Origin of the sequence: Gilliamella apicola, from assembly GCF_003202655.1 — a bacterium.
GTDB lineage: Bacteria > Pseudomonadota > Gammaproteobacteria > Enterobacterales > Orbaceae > Gilliamella > Gilliamella apicola_R.
The window spans coordinates 1-22842 of sequence record NZ_QGLR01000008.1 but is presented as its reverse complement, the minus strand read 5'-3'; the positions used below and the strand labels follow the sequence as shown (position 1 = coordinate 22842).

General features: G+C 36.5%; 16 protein-coding genes. 2 read left to right on the top strand and 14 right to left on the bottom strand.

What is annotated here, in order from left to right; translation table 11 throughout:
- Positions 1-168 precede the first annotated feature (168 nt).
- Positions 169-3255 (top strand): beta-galactosidase, encoded by a 3087-nt coding sequence (locus DKK70_RS04105; protein WP_110432852.1) that lies wholly within the window; start codon positions 169-171, stop codon positions 3253-3255.
- Between the two features lie 52 nt (positions 3256-3307).
- On the opposite strand, the gene recB is transcribed toward DKK70_RS04105, so the two are convergent.
- The 3 genes from recB to DKK70_RS04090 are packed head-to-tail and all read right to left on the bottom strand — an operon-like array spanning position 3308 to position 7531.
- A complete protein-coding gene (recB, locus tag DKK70_RS04100) occupies positions 3308-6787 on the bottom strand; it encodes an exodeoxyribonuclease V subunit beta (protein WP_110432851.1) in 3480 nt (1159 codons plus the stop codon).
- A complete protein-coding gene (sixA, locus tag DKK70_RS04095) occupies positions 6766-7224 on the bottom strand; it encodes a phosphohistidine phosphatase SixA (protein WP_110432850.1) in 459 nt (152 codons plus the stop codon). The genes recB and sixA overlap by 22 nt, the downstream gene beginning before the upstream one ends.
- A gap of 10 nt (positions 7225-7234) precedes the next feature.
- Positions 7235-7531 carry a YfcZ/YiiS family protein gene (locus DKK70_RS04090; protein WP_110432849.1) on the bottom strand — a complete coding sequence of 99 codons (297 nt, stop codon included), beginning with the start codon at positions 7529-7531 and terminating at the stop codon, positions 7235-7237.
- A 149-nt stretch (positions 7532-7680) separates the two neighbouring features.
- On the opposite strand from DKK70_RS04090, the gene DKK70_RS04085 reads away from it, so the two are divergent.
- Complete coding sequence (locus DKK70_RS04085) at positions 7681-9066, top strand: MFS transporter (RefSeq protein ID WP_110432848.1); 1386 nt, start codon at positions 7681-7683, stop codon at positions 9064-9066.
- A gap of 53 nt (positions 9067-9119) precedes the next feature.
- Here DKK70_RS04085 and DKK70_RS04080 read toward each other — a convergent pair whose 3' ends face one another.
- From DKK70_RS04080 to DKK70_RS16675, 11 genes are all read right to left on the bottom strand, one after another.
- Positions 9120-10886, bottom strand: a complete 1767-nt coding sequence (locus DKK70_RS04080; protein WP_110432847.1) for a DEAD/DEAH family ATP-dependent RNA helicase — start codon at positions 10884-10886, stop codon at positions 9120-9122.
- A gap of 345 nt (positions 10887-11231) precedes the next feature.
- Positions 11232-12086: a lipoprotein NlpI gene (gene nlpI, locus DKK70_RS04075; RefSeq protein WP_110432846.1), complete on the bottom strand. Its 855-nt coding sequence runs from the start codon at positions 12084-12086 to the stop codon at positions 11232-11234.
- Between the two features lie 24 nt (positions 12087-12110).
- Complete coding sequence (gene pnp / locus DKK70_RS04070) at positions 12111-14225, bottom strand: polyribonucleotide nucleotidyltransferase (protein WP_110432845.1); 2115 nt, start codon at positions 14223-14225, stop codon at positions 12111-12113.
- A gap of 316 nt (positions 14226-14541) precedes the next feature.
- Positions 14542-14811, bottom strand: coding sequence for a 30S ribosomal protein S15 (gene rpsO, locus DKK70_RS04065; protein WP_110422826.1), 270 nt, complete (start codon positions 14809-14811; stop codon positions 14542-14544).
- A 146-nt stretch (positions 14812-14957) separates the two neighbouring features.
- Positions 14958-15881: a LysR family transcriptional regulator gene (locus DKK70_RS04060; RefSeq protein ID WP_110432844.1), complete on the bottom strand. Its 924-nt coding sequence runs from the start codon at positions 15879-15881 to the stop codon at positions 14958-14960.
- A gap of 444 nt (positions 15882-16325) precedes the next feature.
- Positions 16326-16868, bottom strand: a complete 543-nt coding sequence (locus tag DKK70_RS04055) for a hypothetical protein (protein ID WP_110432843.1) — start codon at positions 16866-16868, stop codon at positions 16326-16328.
- 28 nt (positions 16869-16896) lie between these two features.
- Positions 16897-18375 carry a hypothetical protein gene (locus DKK70_RS04050; RefSeq protein ID WP_110432842.1) on the bottom strand — a complete coding sequence of 493 codons (1479 nt, stop codon included), beginning with the start codon at positions 18373-18375 and terminating at the stop codon, positions 16897-16899.
- 381 nt (positions 18376-18756) lie between these two features.
- Positions 18757-19446 (bottom strand): PT domain-containing protein, encoded by a 690-nt coding sequence (locus DKK70_RS04045; RefSeq protein ID WP_110432841.1) that lies wholly within the window; start codon positions 19444-19446, stop codon positions 18757-18759.
- 507 nt (positions 19447-19953) lie between these two features.
- Positions 19954-20496 carry a hypothetical protein gene (locus tag DKK70_RS04040; protein WP_110432840.1) on the bottom strand — a complete coding sequence of 181 codons (543 nt, stop codon included), beginning with the start codon at positions 20494-20496 and terminating at the stop codon, positions 19954-19956.
- A gap of 28 nt (positions 20497-20524) precedes the next feature.
- Positions 20525-21973, bottom strand: coding sequence for a hypothetical protein (locus DKK70_RS04035; RefSeq protein WP_110432839.1), 1449 nt, complete (start codon positions 21971-21973; stop codon positions 20525-20527).
- A gap of 380 nt (positions 21974-22353) precedes the next feature.
- Positions 22354-22842: hypothetical protein (locus DKK70_RS16675; protein WP_181415904.1), on the bottom strand; the 489-nt coding region annotated here is incomplete at its 5' end.

The window sequence follows — 22842 nt, the reverse complement described above, 5'->3', positions numbered from 1 at the left end:
TTGCTATTTTTCCAGCAAATTTTAACCATTTAAATGTAAACGATTACATAAATGTTAACTCGATCACTGTTTTTACAAATTGATTCTTTATAATAAAAAAATAACTAACAAAATTCAGTTATCAATTATCCAATTGAGATACAACTATTTGAACCAATGGAGAAACATATGAATCCGTCTTTCGATGAAATTATTAGCAGACAAGATTGGAATAATCTATCTGTATTAAGTCTGAATAAACTTGATACCCACCCTAAATTTCATAGTTGGCGGGACAAGCTCAGTGCGAAAAGCAATCTTGATTCCAGCGCTATGGTTTCACTTAATGGCGACTGGTTTTTTAGTTATTACCAAAATCCTCAACAAGTACCGGCATCATGGTTAAAAAAAGAGCCCTCTCAAAACACTATTCCTGTACCATCAAATTGGCAATTTCATGGTTATGATGCGCCAGTTTATACCAATATCCGTTATCCATTCCCTTATAATCCACCCTTTGTGCCCGAAAATAACCCAACAGGTTGTTATTCACGCTATTTTGACATTGATAAAACTTGGATAAATAAAGGAGACACCAGAATTATATTCGATGGCGTTAGCTCTGCATTCCATCTTTGGTGTAATGGAAACTGGGTTGGTTATTCACAAGACAGTCGCATTGCAGCTGAATTTGATTTAACACCTTTTTTAAAAGAAGGTGAAAACCGAATTGCGGTATTAGTCTTAAAGTGGTGTGATGGTAGTTATTTAGAAGATCAAGATATGTGGCGATTAAGCGGCATATTCCGAAGTGTATGGTTACTTAATAAACCAAAATCATATTTAAGTGATATTCATATTCAAACGGTGCTTGATGCTTGTTATCAAAATGCCACATTAATATTAGAAGTTGACGTAAAACATCAAGGCGAGCTCGATACACTAAATGTCGGTATTGAATTATGGCACAAAGATAAGCTTGTTCTTGAACAAACACAACCAATCGGCACACCTTTTGTTGATGAAAAAGGCGGCTATAATGATCGAATGACATGCTATATTCCTGTCACTAAACCACAATTATGGAGTGCCGAAACGCCAAATCTATACCGTCTTGTTATCAGTTTAAATCATAATAAAACGGGGTTAATTGAATCCGAAGCTTATAATATCGGCTTTCGCACTATTGAAATCAAGCATGGTCAGCTCTGTTTAAATGGTCAACCTCTTCTCATTAAAGGAACTAACCGTCACGAATTCTATCCTGATATGGGCTATGCCGTTACCGAACAAGCCATGCTGCATGATATTAAACTTATCAAACAACACAACTTCAATGCCGTGCGTTGCAGCCATTATCCAAATGATCCGCGTTGGTATGAACTGTGTGATGAATATGGTCTATATTTAGTTGATGAAGCAAATATTGAATCACACGGCATGTTCCCAATGTCGCGCTTGTCTGACGATCCTCGCTGGTTAGCGGCTTACAGTGAACGAGTTACCCGCATGGTGCAACGCGATCGTAACCATCCATCGATTATTATTTGGTCATTAGGAAATGAATCAGGACATGGGGCAAATCACGACGCACTTTATGCTTGGATAAAAAGCAATGATCCAACTCGACCGGTACAATATGAAGGTGGTGGAGCGAACAGTAAAGCGACTGATATTATTTGTCCTATGTATGCCCGTGTTGAACAAGACCAGTTCCACCCTAATGTACCTAAATGGGCGATAAAAAAATGGATATCCATGCCGGATGAAAACCGACCACTTATTTTATGTGAATATGCTCATGCAATGGGAAATAGCTTAGGTGCATTCTATAAATATTGGCAAGCCTTTAGGCAATATCCTCGATTGCAAGGCGGATTTATTTGGGAATGGGCCGATCATGGCATTCGCTGCCAAACGAAATCTGGTGAAAGTTATTGGGCTTATGGTGGTGATTTTGGCGAAGCGTTTCACGACAGACAATTTTGTTTAGATGGATTAGTCTTTCCTGACCGCCAACCACATCCAAGTTTAATTGAAGCCAAAAAAGTACAACAACCGTTTCAATTCAAACTTATTAGCCAAAAACCATTGGTTATCGAAGTAAAAAGTGAATATTTGTTCCACACTACCCTCAATGAAACGTTAGAATGGCAATTACAACTTGATGGCAAAAAACGACTAGGCGGTAAAGTTAAACTCACTCTTGCACCTAACAGCACCATCGAACTCAAATTAATGGACGATATTGCTAATCAACTTGATGGTGAAGAGTTACACTTATCACTCGAAGTTATACAAAATAGAGCTACGCCATGGTCACCAGCCAAACATGTTGTGGCTTGGGAACAATTTAAATTAACCAACAGTTTTATTCCACAATTAGCTTTCAATAATAACAGAAAATTACTCAAATTAACGGAAAACAACCGCGAATTTATTGTCAATTGGCAAAACCAATGTTGGCAAATCAACAAAAAAACGGGGCAACTAAGTCAATGGAGTAAAGATAAAAAACCGCTGTTAGCTAGTGCGATTACTGATCAGTTTATACGAGCACCTATCGATAATGATATCGGTATTAGCGGCGATTTTGACAGTAATAACAACCCATACGCATGGATAGAACAGTGGAAAGCAGCAGGTTACTTTGATTTGAGCCATCAATGTTTAGCAATTAAAGCATCACAAACCGATGATTATATAATTATTGAAGCTTTACATAGCTATTGGGTAAAAAAACGCAAAGTCATCCAAAGTAAATGGTTACATCAGTTTGATCAAGAAGGTAACTTAACTCTCTGCGTCGAAGTAGATATTGCTAATGACATGCCAGCCCCTGCGCGTATTGGTTTGACGTATCAACTTAAAGAGATACCCAAACAGGTTAAATGGCTAGGCTTAGGACCACATGAAAACTATCCAGATCGAAAAACTTCAGCCATGTTTGCTCAGTGGTCATTGCCATTTGCTGACCTTTATACACCTTATATCTATCCCTGTGAAAACGGCTTACGTTGCGATGTTAAACAATTAACCCTTAATGACATGACCATTACCGGTCATCAATTTCAATTTAACATCAACCAATATGGTACTAAACAGTTGATGGAAAAAACACATCGACACTTATTAGAACCAATGCCAGAAGCGTATGTCAGCATTGATGCTTATCATATGGGAATTGGCGGTGATGACTCTTGGACCCCAAATGTTCATAGTGAATATTTACTGACCGATAAACATTATTGCTATCAACTGAAATTCAAGTGCTAAATTAAATATTATCTTTAATAAATTAAAGGCACAAATAATTGTGCCTTTTTATTTAAGTTAACTCATCACCATCAAACAGCTTATCAAGTTTTTCAATAAATTCTGGTTTCGGTAGATGATAAAAAATCCCTTGTTCAGGAAGCCCCCGTAAAAACAGATAATAAACCCCACCAAAATGTGTCTCATATTGATAATTGGTTAAACGGCTTCGCAAAAATCGGTGCAGAGCTAAACAATAAAGTTGATACTGCAACTCATAACGATGCTCACACATTACTTGGTTTAAAGCTTGCTCGGTATAGGCTGCAACCCCATCACCTAACCAATTTGACTTATAATCAACAATATAATATTTACCCTGATACTCAAATACTAAATCGATAAATCCTTTTAGCATGCCTTGCACCGTTTCAAAGTCTAATGGCGGACATTGCTTGGATAACACATCATACTGCTTACATAAACCATCTAATTGCGAACTGGTCACCGCATGGCGAATAGGAAAATAAAACTGCAATTCATTAATACATTGGCTAGTTAAAATATCTGCTAACAGTGGACCATGTTGATGGTCGTTTGGATTTAGTCTAGTTGCTAAAACTTGTTGAAGCCAATCACTTAGCACCGTTAACCAAGGTTGCTCTAAACTCAATTTTTTAATGGTGTTAGCACATAACTCATTGGCATTATTTGGCGTTAAATTTTCCATGATCGAATGAAGCAATGTACCAACATAAGCGCCTTTAGGAAAATGATGGATATCATATTGCGCCTCAAGTGATAAAGAATCTTCAGACGGTGCACTATTCTCATGCCAATCACTAATCATAGCGGAATTAATACCCACTACACCGTGGTGTTTTTGTAATTCGGTATAACTAGTCACTCGCCAACTATTAGATAATTTACGTTTAAACACATTAGCGGTAAGTGAAAGATTGGCAGCTACTGCCGCATTATACTGATCACCTAAAATCGGTAATTGCAGTTCAACCAAATCAGCAAATTTAGCGATCGAACGTAATTCGCCTTTTAATAGATAATTAATCGCTGATTGGCTTTTTTTTAAGGATGCTAAACCAACACTGCAATGATAAATTGAACGGGTCATGGCGACATAAAGTAAACGCAAATCTTCTGCTAAACGTTCATCTTCAATCTGTTGTTTGATTTCATCGGTTAATAGCCAAGCATAGGTAGGTTGATAATCATTATTTTTATCATGATAAAACTGACTATCAGCATTACGAAATTGCGCAGCAAAAGGTAACCAAACAATAGGAAACTCTAAACCTTTCGATTTATGAATCGTAATAATTTTTACTAAATTTTCATCACTTTCTAAGCGTTGCTCATGATTTTCTAAATTAGAGTCAGGACTGACAATTTGTCTTGATAACCAACGAACTAAAGCATGTGGACTATCTAGCTCATCCGCCGCTTCTTGCAGTAGTTCGCCTAAATGCATCAAATTGGTTAACGTCCGCTCACCATTTGGGCTTGCTAAGATATTTTCTGCCAACTTGCGTTTTTTCATCATCCGTCGCAACATGACTAACACACCGTAATATTGCCAGATAATCTGATACTGTTTGAACTCTTCTATCAAACCTTCCCATTTATCCTGATCATCAGTAATTTGTTCTAACTCGCTCATGGTTTGCCCTAGTAGGCTCGTCATCAACGCTAAACGCAAAGCTGATTCATTTTCAGGCATAAGTACAGCTTGTAATAAACAGAGCACCTCTTGTGCTTCTTTAGCTAAAAATACACTATTACGATTAGATAAATAGACGCTTTTAACGCCAACCGCGGCCAATTTTTGTTGGATAATTTCAGCTTCATGCCCGGTACGAACCAAAATCGCAATATCAGCAGTAGTAATTGGTCGCTGACCATCTTTATCTTGGATTAAAATTGTCGGATCGGTCAACCAAGTCACAATCTGCTTAGCACAACAGTTAGCGATATGCTCTTGATAATCTGTTTTTGTGCTAACCTCATCAGGCAATAAATAGGCTGCTAACGCATTGACTTCTTGCTGATTGACCACCATCCCTTTGTGCTGATTACGCTCTGCACTTTCCATTGGTAAAAAAGGAATATTTTCAAAAATAAAAGGATTTTCATGGTGATTAAATAATGCATTAACCGCATTGACCATTGACGCCGAGGAGCGATGGTTAACCTGCATAGTAAAGTTATTTTCACCGGTTGATAACTTCGCCTTTAGATAAGTAAAAATATCTGCACCACGGAAACTATAGATCGCTTGCTTAGGATCACCTATAAACAGTAATCCGGTCTCTTTGGGATAACGGCGATAAATACGATCGAAGATCTTATATTGCACTGGGTCGGTATCTTGAAACTCATCGATTAATGCCACGCAATATTTTTGTGCAATATTTTGCGCTAATCTTTTACCATTCGTAGCACGTAAAGCACGATTTAACTGGCTTAACAAATCATCAAAACTCATTTCGCCACGTTTAATCTTCTGCACATAAATCCGTTTTTGAATGATACTAACCACATCCATTAAAATTTCGCTACGCAAATCTATAGCGCTATTGCATAACGTATCGATCTGCTGAAAAACAGCATGAACAGGCGGCTTTTTATCTTGCTTGGTTTTTTCGTTTAAAATCGATTGACTAAATTTAGTTAACTCACTCGGTAATTTAAACGATCGCGTTGGCAACTGAGCCCAAGCGGTAACTTTAGCCAACCAATTCGGTAAATACCGGCTACTATAAGATTGTTTATTAATACCTGATTGTGCAATGATCTCTGGAAGATCGCTAGCAGCATCTAACCACTGTTTTTTAACCTGAGCGATCTGCTCAACATGTTTTTGATGGAATTGCCGGATTTTTTCGGTGATATCAACACGCTCTTCTGGTTTCTCATCAAATTCGAAATTTAAATAAGGTTTGATATCGGCTAATAATGTTTCTGGATCTTGCCAATAATCGAGAATCAAATAGACTAGCGCTTTATCAAGCGGAACAAAATAATGACGCCAAAAATCTTGGACAACCTGTAATTTAAGCTCTTGCTCATCGGTAATTAACGTTTGCTCAAACAGCACACCAGATTCAAAAGCATGACTCGTTAAAATACGCTGACAAAAGCCATGAATTGTATAAATCGCCGCATCATCCATTGATTGTTGCGCTTGGGTTAATCTTTGGATGGCATCATTGCTATCCTCAACTAAGTCGATTAGCTGTTGATAAATTGGATCATCATGGTGACCTTGCAACAATCCTAAACGCAGCTCTTGAATATTTTGTCTTATCCGCGATCGCAATTCTTGGGTTGCGGCTTTGGTGAAAGTCACAACTAAAATTTGATTAACATCAAGAGGTTTAGGGTAGTTATTTTCACCAATTCCAAGTAACAACCGCAGATAAATAAAGGCGAGCGAATAGGTTTTACCAGTCCCAGCTGACGCTTCAATAAGCGTTCGACCTGTTAATGGTAAATCAAAAAGATTAAGTTTTTTTATTCCACTACATGAAACCATTCTAGCTTTCCTGCCGCATTGGGTGGTAACTCAACACAAGCAATAGCAGCTGTAGGGAACATTGGTGGTGAAACCTCTGGGCACAACTCATTAACTAAATAACCCACTAAAGGAAGATGTGAAACAATAATCACATTTTCAATACCGCGAGCGGGAAGTGTCATTAATAAATCGGCAATATGGGAAGGACTGCCACCTGGCACCAAAAAATTATCAGTTTCAACTTTAGGCACAGGGCAGTATGCAGATAATTCAGAGAAAGTCTGCTGTGCCCTTAAATAAGGACTTACTAACCCTAAATCAAATTTATAATCTTGCTGATTGAGCCATAAACCAGCTTGACTTGCTTGTTTTCTGCCAAAATCAGTCAATGATCGACTAGCATCTGATGAAGCAGAAAAACCTGCCTCACCATGTCTCATAATACAAACTTTCATAAAATAACGGTTAACGTAATTTCAATTGGAAAATCATGCATTCAGCACCGCAACAAAAAGTGAATTTAGCCATTAATTTAAAACCATTTTCAACTTTATCGATGCTACTACTGATTTCGCAAGGTTCCGTTTCAACATCTTTTGCTGCTTGAGTCAATGATGCTAATTTAGATTTTGCTTCTGATTCAGTTGCAAAAACATTTTCATATTCTGCACTACAATCTTCATTGTCAATAATAGTACCAACATCCACACAACAACAAGCTGGGGTTTCGTTAGCTTTACATTTGTTTAAAGAATCTGTCATCCTGTACCTCTGTTTTACCGATTAAATTGTTATTAGTATACTCTCAATCACCACTAAGGGCAAAATGTTAAAAAGCTTTACCATAACGCAAATTTTTGGCGTATATTAAAAACTTTAATTTAAGATTTATATATTAATTAGACAATATCATGCAACAATATAATCACGTTCGAAAAATGGCGATTTTAGTTGCCGCAACGTTCTTTATGGAGAACTTGGACGCGACGGTGATCACCACCGCCATTCCGGCAATGGCAAAATCATTTCTTACAAGCCCTCAAGATTTATCTGTCGGAATTAGTGCTTATATGTTAGCACTCACCATTGGTTTACCCGCAAGTGGCTGGATCGCCAATCGTTTCACCGCTTATCGGGTCTTCTCAATTTCAATTATATTATTTATGTTAGCGTCGGTATTGTGTGCCTTATCGACCAATTTAACCATGTTTACTATCGCAAGATTAATTCAAGGTTTAGGCGGATCATTGATGGTACCGGTAGGCAGAACGGTGGTTTTAAGTCGAACAGAAAAACAGCATCTGGTTAGTACAATTTCAATTCTAGTGTGGCCGGGTTTAATTGCGCCATTAATGGGGCCACTTATTGGTGGATTCTGCGCACAATATCTCAGTTGGCATTGGATATTTATTCTCAATATTCCGCTAGGTTTTATTGCCCTATTTTTTGCTCATCGACTGTTGCCCAAAGAGCTACCAGAAAAGCGCTCATTTGATATTATCGGATTTATTGCCTGCGGTTTAGGATTATTAATGTTCGTTTATGGGCTAGAAATGGTCTCGCACTCAAATCACAGCCTATGGTTAGGTCTGGCAGTTTCTTTTGCTGGAAGCCTCGTATTAACTTTTGCTTATTATCATCTTACCCATACTAAGCATCCACTAATAAGCTTATACGCGTTTTCTAAACGTACTTTTAGAATGAGCTTCTTGGGCGGTTCATTAATACGAATTGGTTTAAATAGTGCACCATTTATCTTACCACTTATGTTTCAAGTCGGTTTTGGTTGGTCCCCTATAACTGCGGGTTCGTTACTGCTTTCACTATTCGCCGGCAATATCCTACTCAAAACGGTTAATACGTCATTAATTCACAAGTTTGGCTTTCGCAATATACTGATTGTCAATGGTCTATTGTTATCATTCAGTTTCGTCTTATGTGCGCTCTTCACGCCAGACACATCAATCATCTGGATTATAGTAGTGCTATTTTTTGCCGGTGGCGCGCGTTCAATTCAATTTACCACTATTACCACCCTCAGTTTTGCAGAAATAGATAAAACGGAAATACAAAGCGCCAATATTTTATCAACCATTTTTCAACAACTAAATAACGTGCTAGGTATTGTATTAAGTGCCTTATTCTTATTTATTGCCTCCAGTTATCATGGCCATAAGCAATTAATGGTTGCAGACTTTCGCTTGGCACTATTTATGGTGGCTGGAATGACTTTATTGGCGATGATTGACTTTATCACCTTGCCGAAAAATGCGGGAAACAATCTAAATAAAAAATAATAAAAAAACCTCTGTTTTATAACAGAGGTTTGAAAAGTCAAAACTTAAAAGTATTAAAACTTAGGTGCGGTTGGGCGACCACGTTTTTTCGCAAAACCTTTATCATCAGATTCAGGCTGATTACTTTTACGTCCGCGCTTACCTTCAGATGATTTACCTGCGACTAGGCTCATTTTCATTGGTTGATTAAGCACTCTAACACGCTCAAAATGCTTAAGGATATCTTTAGGCATCCCTTTTGGTAATTCTACGGTTGAATAAGTCTCATAAAGTTTGATATTACCAATATAACGACTACTAATATCAGCTTCATTGGCAATTGCACCGACAATATGGCGTACTTCAACGCCGTTTTCTTTACCAATTTCGATACGATACATATCCATCTCACCAACATCACGACGTTCGCGACGTTTTGGTGATTCACGATTATCACCACGTAAGCGACGCTCACCATTACGACCATCACGATCACGATATTCTCTTGCCGGTTTAAAGACCGGATCAGGCGGAAGAATTAACGGACGATCACGCTGTGCTAAACGTAGCAACGCTGTGGCAATCGTTTCAAGATCTGTGCCACTCTCAGCCTGAATTTGTTCGAGTAATGTTTGATATTGTTCTAAATCGGCACTCTCAAGTTGTTGCTGAACTTGCTGAGTAAATTTAGCTAAACGACGTTTTTCAAGCAACTCTTTAGAAGGTAATGCCACTTCTGGAATTGGTTTCTTGATAGTTTGCTCAATATTTTTAAGCAAACGACGTTCACGGCTATCAACAAATAAAATAGCACGTCCTGCTCGACCAGCACGACCAGTTCGCCCAATACGGTGAACATAAGATTCTGAATCTAGCGTAATATCATAATTAATCACTAAACTGATACGTTCAACATCTAAACCGCGCGCTGCCACATCTGTCGCAATCAAAATATCTAAGCGACCATTACGTAAACGATCAAGTGTTTGCTCACGAAGCTGTTGCGTCATATCACCATTTAAGGCTGCGCAACTATAACCATGTTTTTCTAATACTTCAGCGACTTCTAAGGTAGCGGTTTTGGTGCGCACAAAAATAATTGCCGCATCAAAGTCTTCTGCTTCAAGGAAACGTACAATCGCTTCATTCTTACGCATGCCGCGCACTAACCAATAACTCTGATCGATATCTGGTGCAGTTTGCTTAGTCCCTTTGATTTGCACTTCTTTTGGATTATGCATAAAACGTTTAGTAATTCGACGAATTGGCGCCGGCATCGTCGCTGAAAATAGCGCAGTTTGATGCTCTTCAGGAATTGTCGCCATAATGCTTTCAACATCATCAATAAAGCCCATTCGTAGCATCTCATCGGCTTCATCTAAAACTAACCCTTTGAGATTAGAAAGATCTAACGTTTTACGATTTAAATGATCTAATAAACGACCTGGCGTTCCTACCACGATTTGTGGACCTTGTTTTAATGCGCGCAATTGCACATCATAACGTTGACCACCATAAAGCGCTAATACTTTTACCCCTTTCACATATTTAGAATACTCAGCACACGCATCAGCAACTTGAATAGCTAGTTCACGTGTTGGCGCTAATACTAATAATTGTGGTGCTTTTAGATTAACGTCAATATTCATTAAAAAAGGGATTGAGAAAGCGGCAGTTTTACCACTACCGGTTTGCGCCATACCCAGCACATCATTACCTTCTAAGAGTAAAGGAATACATTCGGCTTGGATGGGTGATGGTTTAGTAAAACCAAGATCATTTAATGCGTTAAGGATTTCCTCAGATAAACCAAGGTCAATAAAAGATATTTCTTTTGTCATGTAAACTCGCTTGTAAATTTGACTATATATGCTCAATATTTGGATAGCCACCTAAGTTGATCGCTATTAAGTAAAATAATTCATGAGGATTACTGCAGGTATCACAAATTATTACGGTACCAAAATAAAACAGCCTATATGCATTTATGCCAGCTCACTAAATTGAAAATTTACAACTCACCCCAATAACTAACTGCCAATACTTACTCAATTAGATTACTTTAATGCAATTAATATTTAAACAATACAATTGATAAAAAGTATGTAAAGAATCGAGAATATTTTACGGGCAAATCAGAACTACGCTATAACAATATTTTCACTTTTAAACTGGCATGACCCTCGTTACTTTTCGTCAAGTAACTTAATTTCGTAGAGTGCCTGTTGATGTTCAACAAAGTTATAAATATTATTAGCTAAAGCATATTTAAATAACATTTTGGCACGCTCATTATTACCTTTACTTTGGTAATATTTACCTAAATAAAAGTAAGCTTCACAAAGGCGCTCAGCTAATTGCCGATCATTTTCAACACCTTGTTGAAGGTTTTGCATTAACTTGGATTCATTCATTTTACCCAAATAAAATGCAATAATATCACTGCTATAACTCGATTTATCGCTAAGTAGATCATAACGTTTTTTTAGTTGAGTTAAGGCAGTTTTTGTATCTAATTCTTTTTCGATCAAATAGAGCCATAAAATACGAATCGGCTCATTAACATCATATTGATAGAATTTTTCTGCATCAAGTTGTGCTACTTGATAATGTCCAGTACGATACAGGGTTATCGCACGATTAAAGTAGGCAAATGCGTAATTAGGATCCAGCTCTAATGTAGTATTAAACGCCATTATCGCATTATCAAAATCACCATCTCTTAACGCATAATTACCTAGAAGATTATAAATATCTGGAATTTCTGGATTAAAACTTAAAAGATGGTTGAAATCACTCTGTGCAAATGCTTTAAAACCTAGCGAATCGTATACCATTCCCCGTTCGAAAATAAGCTGCATCTTAGAGGCAGCATCAAGATCACGTCTTGATAACTGCTGACTAATCTGCGCTATTTTTAATTCATCATCATACGAAACTTGTAAAGGAACAACAGGTAACGGTTGAGAGAGACGAGAGCAACCTGACAAAATAAGGGCTGCAAGCATACAGCTCAACATGTTCAGGTTGAATAATCTCATTTGTATCTCCTAGCGAATAATAGTTTATTCAGCTACTGGCTCGACATTAGAGTTTTGCTCAGCAGCATCTTTCATACTTAAACGAATGCGACCTTGACGATCAATTTCAAGCACTTTAACATTCACTTCTTGTCCTACTTTTAAGTAGTCTGCAACTTTTTCTACTCGGTGATCAGCGATTTGTGAAACATGTACTAGTCCCTCTTTACCACCGATAATTGAAACAAATGCACCGAAATCCACAATACGAGTAACTTTGCCTGAATAGATTTTTCCAATTTCAACATCAGCCACTAAATTGTTAATCCGCGCAATTGCATCTTTTGCTTTATTACCGTCGGTCGCTGCGATCTTAACTACACCATCATCAGTGATCTCAATGGTAGTACCTGTCTCTTCGGTTAATGCACGAATGGTTGCACCACCTTTACCGATAATATCGCGGATCTTATCTGGATTAACATTCATTGTATAGATACGTGGAGCAAATTCGGAAATCTCTTGACGAGGTTTATTAATGGCTTGTTCCATCACACCTAAAATGTGTAAACGAGCACCTTTAGCTTGGTTTAAGGCAACTTGCATAATTTCTTTAGTGATACCTTCAATCTTGATATCCATTTGCAATGCACTTACACCTTCACGGGTACCGGCTACTTTAAAGTCCATATCACCAAGATGGTCTTCGTCACCTAAAATATCAGACAATACCACAAAGTTATCGCCTTCTTTAACCAGACCCATGGCGATCCCCGCAACCGAAGACTTAATTGGAACACCAGCATCCATTAATGCTAATGACGCACCACAAACTGAAGCCATTGAAGAAGAACCATTAGATTCAGTAATTTCAGAAACTACACGTACAGTATATGGAAACTCTTCTTTGCTTGGCATTACGGCAGCAACACCACGTTTGGCTAAACGACCATGACCAATTTCACGACGTTTTGGTGAACCAACCATACCTGTTTCACCCACTGAATATGGAGGGAAGTTATAATGTAAAAGAAAACGTTCGGTATATTCACCAGTTAACTCATCAATGATCTGCGCATCACGTTCAGTACCTAAAGTTGCGGTAACTAGTGCTTGCGTTTCACCACGAGTGAATAATGCGCTACCATGAGTTCTTGGTAATACATTGGTACGAATATCCAGAGCACGAATCATATCTTTCTCGCGACCATCGATACGTGGCTCACCAGCGATAACACGTTGACGAACGATTTGGCTTTCTAAATCAACAATCATGTTGATAACTTCATTTTCGTCAAGTTCTTCATTTTTTTCTTTAAGTGCTGCTAAGACTTCTTCTTTAATTAAATCGATTTGCGCATAACGAGCTTGTTTTTCAGTAATACGATAAGCTTCACCTAAACGATCTTTAGCTAACTGAGAAACCGCATTAAATAGCTCTTCATTTTTAGCTGGCGCAACCCAATCCCATTTTTCATAGTTCGCTTTAGCCACAAACTCATTGATATTATCAATAACAACTTGTTGTTGATCGTGACCAAAAACCACGGCGGCTAACATTTGATCTTCAGTTAACAAATCAGCTTCTGATTCAACCATTAACACCGCACTTTTTGTACCGGCAACAACTAAATCTAAACGGCTTGATGCTAACTCTTTAACTGATGGATTTAACACAAACTCATCGTTAATAAAACCAACTCGTGCAGCACCAATTGGCCCATGGAAAGGCACGCCAGACAAACAAAGTGCGGCTGAAGCACCAATCATCGCAACCAAATCAGGGCTAACATCAGGGTTAACCGACACCACTGTTGCAATGATCTGAATCTCATTAACAAAACCTTCTGGGAATAATGGACGAAGTGGACGGTCAATTAAACGAGCAATTAATGTTTCGCCTTCGCTAGGACGACCTTCACGTTTAAAAAAGCCACCAGGGATACGACCAGCTGCATAAGTACGTTCTTGATAATTAACTGTTAAAGGGAAGAAGTCTTGCCCTTCTTTCACTTTTTTATCGGCAACTACAGTAACAAAAACCGCGGTATCGTCCATATTAACCATCACCGCAGCCGTTGCTTGGCGCGCCATAATACCGGTTTCTAAAGTAACTGTATGGCGACCATATTGAAATTTTTGATATATCGGATTGAACAAAATAAAGTCCTCTTGTTATAAATCATGTTGAAGTTTGATATTTCGACAGGATGCAGCATACGCTGGAACATATTGATACACACTTCAACCATGTGGGGGATACTAAACAAAAGATTATTTCACTGTCACGACTAATGACAAATCTATAAATTATAGAACTCTCATTAGTCGCGCGAAACATGAGATATAATCTTCCATTCAATTAATTTCTTTTTTACAGAGCATTTAATTATGCTTTTTGAGCTCAGCATTATATCAAAGCCCTGAATTTATACAACGAAAAAGAGGCCTAAGCCTCTTTTCAAGTAGATAATAATTAGCGACGTAAACCTAGTCTTTGAATCAATTGGTTATAACGATCAAAGTCTGTACGACGTAAATAATCTAATAATTTACGACGGCTAGATACCATACGTAATAAACCACGACGACTGTGGTGATCTTTTTTATGCTCAGAAAAATGACCTTGTAAATCATTAATACGTGCAGTTAAAAGAGCAACTTGAACTTCAGTTGAACCAGTGTCGTTAGCTCCACGGCCATATTCAGCAACGATTTTCGCTTTTGCTTCTACAGTTAGAGACATAATAAACCTCTTAAAATAAATAAAAAAATGGAATGACCGATCTCTAATTCAGACATCCCTCGGCATTCATATAATAAATATACGAATAGTCCGCAATTATACTGATATTTATTAAAATAGCAATTTCATTTAGTAATTCTATACACTTATTTAAGCTTAAAACCATACTCTTCTTGGATAAGTTTTTTTAATGCTTCAATATAATTCTGCGCAGATACACTTAATTGTGCTTTTTGCGAGGTAATCCAACCGATTAAAATCTTCTCATTTACCGCTAAAGGAATCGACAAAATATCCGAACCGTTCAAATCAGTACTGAGTACGCCGGTACTAATTGTATAACCATTTAAACCATGCAACAAATTAAACAACGTCGCTCTATCACTCACATGAATACTTTTCTTATGGTAGACAGTACTTAAAATCTCTTCGGAAAAATAAAAAGAGTTATATTCACCCTGCTCAAAAGAGAGATAAGGAAAATCCTCTAAATCCTCGAGCGTTAACGACTTCATCGCAGCTAGAGGATGATGAGTACTGATAAATACATGCGGATCGGCTTCAAATAAAGGATTAAACGTGAGACGATGCTCTTTAAGCAAACGTAAAATCACCTTTTGATTAAAATCGGTGAGATATAAAATGCCCACTTCACTACGCAAATTGGCCACATCAGTTATTATGTCGTAAGTTCGAGTTTCGCGAAGGGTAAACTCATATTCATCAGTGTGATTCTTCTTGATTAAATTAACAAAGGCGTTGACCGCAAACGCATAGTGTTGCGTTGAAATACTACATAACTGCTTAGATGGTTCTTTTTTGGAAAAATGTTGCTCCAACAATTGAGCTTGATCTAGAACCTGCTTAGCATAACCCAAAAATTCCACACCATCAGCCGAAAGCGAAACACCTTTCGATGTTCGTACAAAAATCTCAATCCCAAATTCTGCTTCAAGATCCTTAACCGCCGTTGAAAGGCTAGGTTGGGTAATATAGAGATTCTTTGCGGCCTCATTAATCGAACCTGAACGGGCAATTTCTAAAATATAACGTAGTTGTTGAAGCTTCATAATAATTTAAGTGATTAAAATCATGTTAATGCAGAATATAAGTCACTATAAACATTGTATCGTGGATTGTACAGAAAAAGGCAAATACGATTTCTTGGTGAAGGTTGTCGATTACTAACTTAACTACTCTCTAACATCGATAAATGGTGTTTTTTTTTCTAAAAAAATTGAAGCATCTATACCATTTACTGATAGTTTTTAAGATGAATGAAAATTAGTATAGTTTGACTGGAAATCGAAACAAAATTCACCGATGATCTTTTAATGAATACGCTTGACATAAATAACAACACCTTGCATTTGTTTGCTGTGTCTGATTTTCACTTTATGTTTTTTTGTGTTATTAGTTAATTTATCCGTTAAAAAATTACTCAAATAGTCGAGTTTTTTATTGATTGGAAAAGGGTTTACGCTAAAAGTTGGCTTATCAAAAAACAGGGAACTTCAATCATTTGGATTGTGACGTGTTAATAATATTTTTTTTAAGCTCTGGATAAATTTTGTATCAATCTCGCTTGGGTAATAACCTTGTTGCCAATTTGAAAGATAATTGACTTGTTTTTGATTTAATTTTAGAAAGACACCATCTGAGCACTTTATCGCTCGGCAACTATTAACCGATTTTTCTGATAGATGCTGTTCATCCACTTCTAGTGATACTGGCGTTGCGTGGTTTTCATTATGACAATATTGCGCAAACCATCGGCTATAATCTTTAATATCATAAGCATAATTATAACGACTACCAAATTCTGTCAACTCAGCATTCGGTAGTCGTACATTTAATTTATTTAATGGAAAAGCACACGTCACCACCCAACGATAATTATATTTTTTTAATTGCATTGCGTTAACTTTAAAATTATAACCGAGAAGTTCAGTTAAAATATAAACGCCTTCATTATAGGCGCGTAAAAATACGCCATCGTTGAATAATAATACACCTTTAAATTTTGATTGGGCGGCTAATTTTTCACTAAAATTCATTTGGATATCTTGTTATTAATCATACGTACTATTCAATGCATACCGCTGGCAATTTTGATCCAGTTATCCATGGTCCAATTTGCCCTATCCAAGAGTCAACGGAAAATCTATTTTCATAACCAGCAGCTATACCAACAGGATCTGAAAATACATCTCTGGAGTAAAACCAAAGCAAATTATTAGACCAATTAGAATCGGGATAAGTTAACTTGGAGGTCATACCCCATTCACTCAAAAGTCCGTTACCTATATCGCGAGTAAAAGCATCCCATGAGTAAGGTATTGCTGTCCATGATAACGGGGCATTGGGTGAATTTGACATTTCTGCACGAGAAGGTACTTTCGATTCGCCGCCACACAGATTAGTAACTTGTTGATAGCTGTATAATTGGTTTCCTCGTGGATTAGCCCAAATACCAGTTAAACTAAAAGTATAAAGTTTTTCTGCAATTTGATTATCATGTTTGAAAGTTGCTTTGATCGTTACTGGGCCTGTCGGTTTATTAACCAATGTGACAAAACCTTGGTTATCAATAGTTACACTATTATTGGGATTTTGAGTTAAACCGTAATTAAAATCGTTCTGATTACCTGTCATTACTAATTGAAATTTAGCACCAGAAAATCCTGTGGTTGGAAAATGCGGCACCGCAGAAGCCTTAAATCCATTTATTGGATCAAAAACCTGAGCATTATAACCACCACCACAAATACTATTTCTATTTCTAGAATTATCGAAATTCCATCCATTGACTAAATGCATACGATAATCGTCGAGTGATTCAATTAATTGATCATCTCTATAGCCTGATAAAATACATTCTTGACGACCTTGATATAGGATTGCTCTTACACTCCCCCAAACATAATTAGGAAACAATGTCATTTGATAAGGTTTGGCATAACAAATTTCTGGTTCAGCCATAATTTTATATTTTTGGGTAATATCAGCATATTCACTTTCATTGGGAATACCATATTCGGAATAGGTCTTTACTTTAGTGGAAATAGTTAAATAGAGCGGCATTGAGAAACCACTACTACAACCAATTATTCGCGCTCGGTCGTTACCCTCAATTGTTACACCATTATTATCAACCCAGCTATAAGTCGTTGGTTCTACAGAAAAGGGGGTACGATAGCTGATGCCATCTTCATCGCTATCATCATAATTAGTGGTCATATCTAAATCATTTATAGTATAGTTTTTAATGATAAAATCATTAATTTTCAAATTACCATCAAATTGGTTGATTTGGATATCGTTTAGATTATTGGTGTTGGCACTATAAAAAACACCATTTATAGTAAAACCCTGTTTTTTCGCAGCGGCTTCTATATTGACAACCTTCGGCTGATTACCATGAATAATATTTACCGTATGTGTTATTAACGCCAGACTTTTTGAACTAATACTTAAAGAGCATAAACTTAATAAAATCAGTATGATTGAATTGATTTGTATTGTACTAATCGAAAACAATAAAGCATTTTTTAATCTTTTCATAAATTTTATTTTTTAATGGTTCTTATTTTATACCGTCGCGCATTTTTTAATCAATAACTCCGACGTCCGCCACTCGCCGTTTGCAACGTCTCACTGCGGACTATAGCCATTGCGTTCGTTTCTCTCACTTCATGGCAACTTCGCCTAAGTTACTTACACTGACTACATAGATTAAAATAGCGACTATCAGGTTATTCACTAACATCACGACTTACATTCGAATCAACAAACTCATTTTGTTACAACCGTGATCCAATACTCGATATTTTTCTTTTATATAATAGGTCCACACATTAATCAGAATTTTTGCTCTGAAATTTTTTGTGCACTTAAATTCAGCATATGTTCATATTTCCTCCTTTGTTATCAACCTAAAGCTATCTATGTCACACAACAAACTGTTGTTGAATTATGTCCGATAACAACTGTTGTTATTTGCAGAGTTATTAACTCAATAAAGTGCTGCATGGCTAAAAAAGCTTGCAACGCAATAATTGCACCGCCAGCATTAAGCCATTTATACCTTTCTGGACTATTACAAGAAGTAACATCAAAACGGGATAATTTAGGGATATACATTAATGAGGGTAAAACACCATTAGCTAGATTAATATTATGAGCATGATCTGCGATTATTCTTTTTATAATAATTCTGAGAGAAATTAATGCATTGCCATGATTTATAATAAGAAAACTACAGAAATAAATGACAACTAATTGAATAAGTCGAACTGAACAGCATGTTATTGCTTCTATTTGTTGGCTAATTTTAGTGGTGTTAACAATCGTTATGAGTTTTACGCGGTGATTTGTCGTGGTACAGAACGATAATATTGTTCGAAAATTTAATTGACAGAATTTATTGGCAAATAAAACTAATAGTCTATTAAAACTAGATAAGTCTAAACTATATATGAGCTGGCTGGCTGGCTGGCTGGCTGGCTGGCTGGCTGGCTGGCTGGCTGGCTGGCTGGCTGGCTGGCTGGCTGGCTGGCTGGCTGGCTGGCTGGCTGGCTGGCTGGCTGGCTGGCTGGCTGGCTGGCTGGCCACTAAACAACTGTATTTTAACATTTTTTCAGCTTTTTGTCTTGTATATTCTTGTTTTATATTAAAGATTTCAAAAAATTTGCGGTTTGATTATAAGGAAATTAGATAATCCTGGCAAACGTTGCATAAAATAAAGTTGTTAAGATATGTAAACTTTCAAGTAAAAGTAATAGCGGTTTATTGGTGAAGGTTGTCGATTACTAAATTAACTACTCTCTAATATCGATTAATGGCGGTTTTTTCTAAAAATAATTGAACCGTCTATACCATCTAACGAAGATTTTAAAGATGAAAGAAAAATTACAACAGTTATACTGATAACCGAAACAAAATTCACCGATGACCTTTTAATGAATACGCTTGATATAAATAGCAATACCTTGCACTTGTTATCCCTATCTGATTTTCACTCTATTATTTTTTTGATATTAATTAATTTATCCGTTAAAAAATGGCTCAAATAGACGAGCTTTTTTATTGATTAGAAAAAGGAATTTACGTTTAAAATTGGGCATCAAAAAACAGGGAACTTCAATCGGTTGGATTGTGATGTGTTAATAATATTTTTTTTAAGCTCTGGATAAATTTTGTATCAATCTCGCTTGGATAATAACCTTGTTGCCAATTTGAAAGATAATTGACTTGTTTTTGATTTAATTTTAGAAAGACACCATCTGAGCACTTTATCGCTCGGCAACTATTAACCGATTTTTCTGATAGATGCTGTTCATCCACTTCTAGTGATACTGGCGTTGCGTGGTTTTCATTATGACAATATTGCGCAAACCATCGGCTATAATCTTTAATATCATAAGCATAATTATAACGACTACCAAATTCTGTCAACTCAGCATTCGGTAGTCGTACATTTAATTTATTTAATGGAAAAGCACACGTCACCACCCAACGATAATTATATTTTTTTAATTGCATTGCGTTAACTTTAAAATCATAACCGAGAAGTTCAGTTAAAATATAAACGCCTTCATTATAAGCGCGTAAAAATACACCATCGTTGAATAATAATATACCTTTAAATTTTGATTGGGCGGCTAATTTTTCACTAAAATTCATTTGGATATCTTGTTATTAATCATACGTACTATTGTAAGCATACCGCTCGTAAATTGGCTTCTTTTGCCCACACTGCTATTTGCCCTATCCAAGCATCAATAGCGAACCTATCGGATAAATGGTTATTGATTCCATAAGGACCAAGAAACTTATCTCTGGAATAAAACCAATAATATTCTTTAAACCAATTCGATTCTGGATAATTCTCTTTCATTGTCATGCCCCACTCACTTAAAAGTCCACTACCAATATCACGAGTGAAAGCATCCCAAGTATAAGGCATTGCGGTCCATGATAACGGGGCATTGGGTGAATTTGACATTTCTGCACGAGAAGGTATTTTCGATTCACCACCACACAGATTCGTGATTTGCTGATAAGTGTAGAATCCGTCTCCTTGTGGATTAGCCCAAATACCGGTTAAATTAAAGGAATACAGTTTCTCTGCAATTTGATTATCATGTTTAAAGGTTGCTTTGATCGTTACCGGCCCAGTCGGTTTATTAACTAATGTGACATAACCTTGATTATCAATAGTTACGCTATTATTGGGATTTTGAGTTAATTCATAATTAAAATCGTTCTGATTACCTGTCATTATTAATTGAAATTTGGCACCAGAAAATCCTGTGGTTGGAAAATGCGGCACCGCAGAAGCCTTAAATCCATTTATTGGATCAAAAACCTGAGCATTATAACCACCACCACAGGAAGGATCTCTTATTCTGCCATTATTGTTGTTCCACCCTGTAATTGAACCAGAACCACCATCAGCTTCCATTAAACTACAGTCTATGGCGCCATTATCACTTTTTTGTTTAACACTACCCCAAACCATTTTCGGAGAAACCTCCATTTGATAAGGTTTGGCATAACAGATTTCTGGTTTAGCCATAATTTTATATTTTTGGGTAATATCAGCATATTCACTTTCATTGGGAATACCATATCCTGAATAGGTTTTTACTTTAGTGGAAATAGTTAAATAGAGCGGCATTGAGAAACCACTACTACAACCAATTATCCGCGCTCGGTCGTTACCCTCAATTGTTACACCATTATTATCAACCCAGCTATAAGTCGTTGGTTCTACAGAAAAGGGGGCTCGATAGTTGATGCCATCTTCATCGCTATCATCATAATTAGTGGTCATATCTAAATCATTTATAGTATAGTTTTTAATGATAAAATCATTAATTTTCAAATTACCATCAAATTGGTTGATTTGGATATCGTTTAGATTATTGGTGTTGGCACTATAAAAAACACCATTTATAGTAAAACCCTGTTTTTTCGCAGCGGCTTCTATATTGACAACCTTCGGCTGATTACCATGAATAATATTTACCGTATGTGTTATTAACGCCAGACTTTTTGAACTAATACTTAAAGAGCATAAACTTAATAAAATCAGTATGATTGAATTGATTTGTATTGTACTAACCGAAAACAATAAAGCATTTTTTAATCTTTTCATAAATTTTATTTTTTAATGGTTCTTATTTTATACCGTCGCGCATTTTTTAATCAATAACTCCGACGTCCGCCACTCGCCGTTTGCAACGTCTCACTGCGGACTATAGCCTTGCATTTGCTTATTTCATTTCATGACAACTTTACTTAAGTCGTTAACACTGGCTAGTTTGATTAAAATAGTGACAATCAGGTTATTTACTAACATCACGACTTACATCCGAATCAACAAACTCATTTTGTTACAACCGTGATCCAATACTCGATATTTTTCTTTTACATAATAGGTTCACACATTAATCAAGTTGTTATCCCTGAAATTTTTTGTGCACTTAAATTTACCGTATATCCATACATCCTCCTTTGTTATCAACCTAAAGCTATCTATGTCACACAACAAACTATTATTGAATTATGTCCGATAACAACTGTTGTTATTTGCAAAGTTATTAACTCAATAAAGTGTTGCATGGCTAAAAAAGCTAGCAACGCAATAATTACACCACCAGTATTAAGCCACTTATACTTTTCTGGACTATTACGAGAAGTAACATCAAAACTGATTAATTTAGGGATATACATTAATGAGGGTAAAACATCATTAGCTAGATTAATATTATGAGCATGATCTGCGATTATTCTTTTTATAATAATTCTGAGAGAAATTAACACATTGCCATGATTTATAATAAGAAAACCACAGAAATAAATGACAACTAATTGAATAAGTCGAACTGAACAGCATATTATTGCTTCTATTTGTTGGCTAATTTTAGTGGTGTTAACAATCGTTATGAGTTTTACGCGGTGATTTGTCGTGGTACAGAACGATAATATTGTTCGAAAATTTAATTGACAGAATTTATTGGCAAA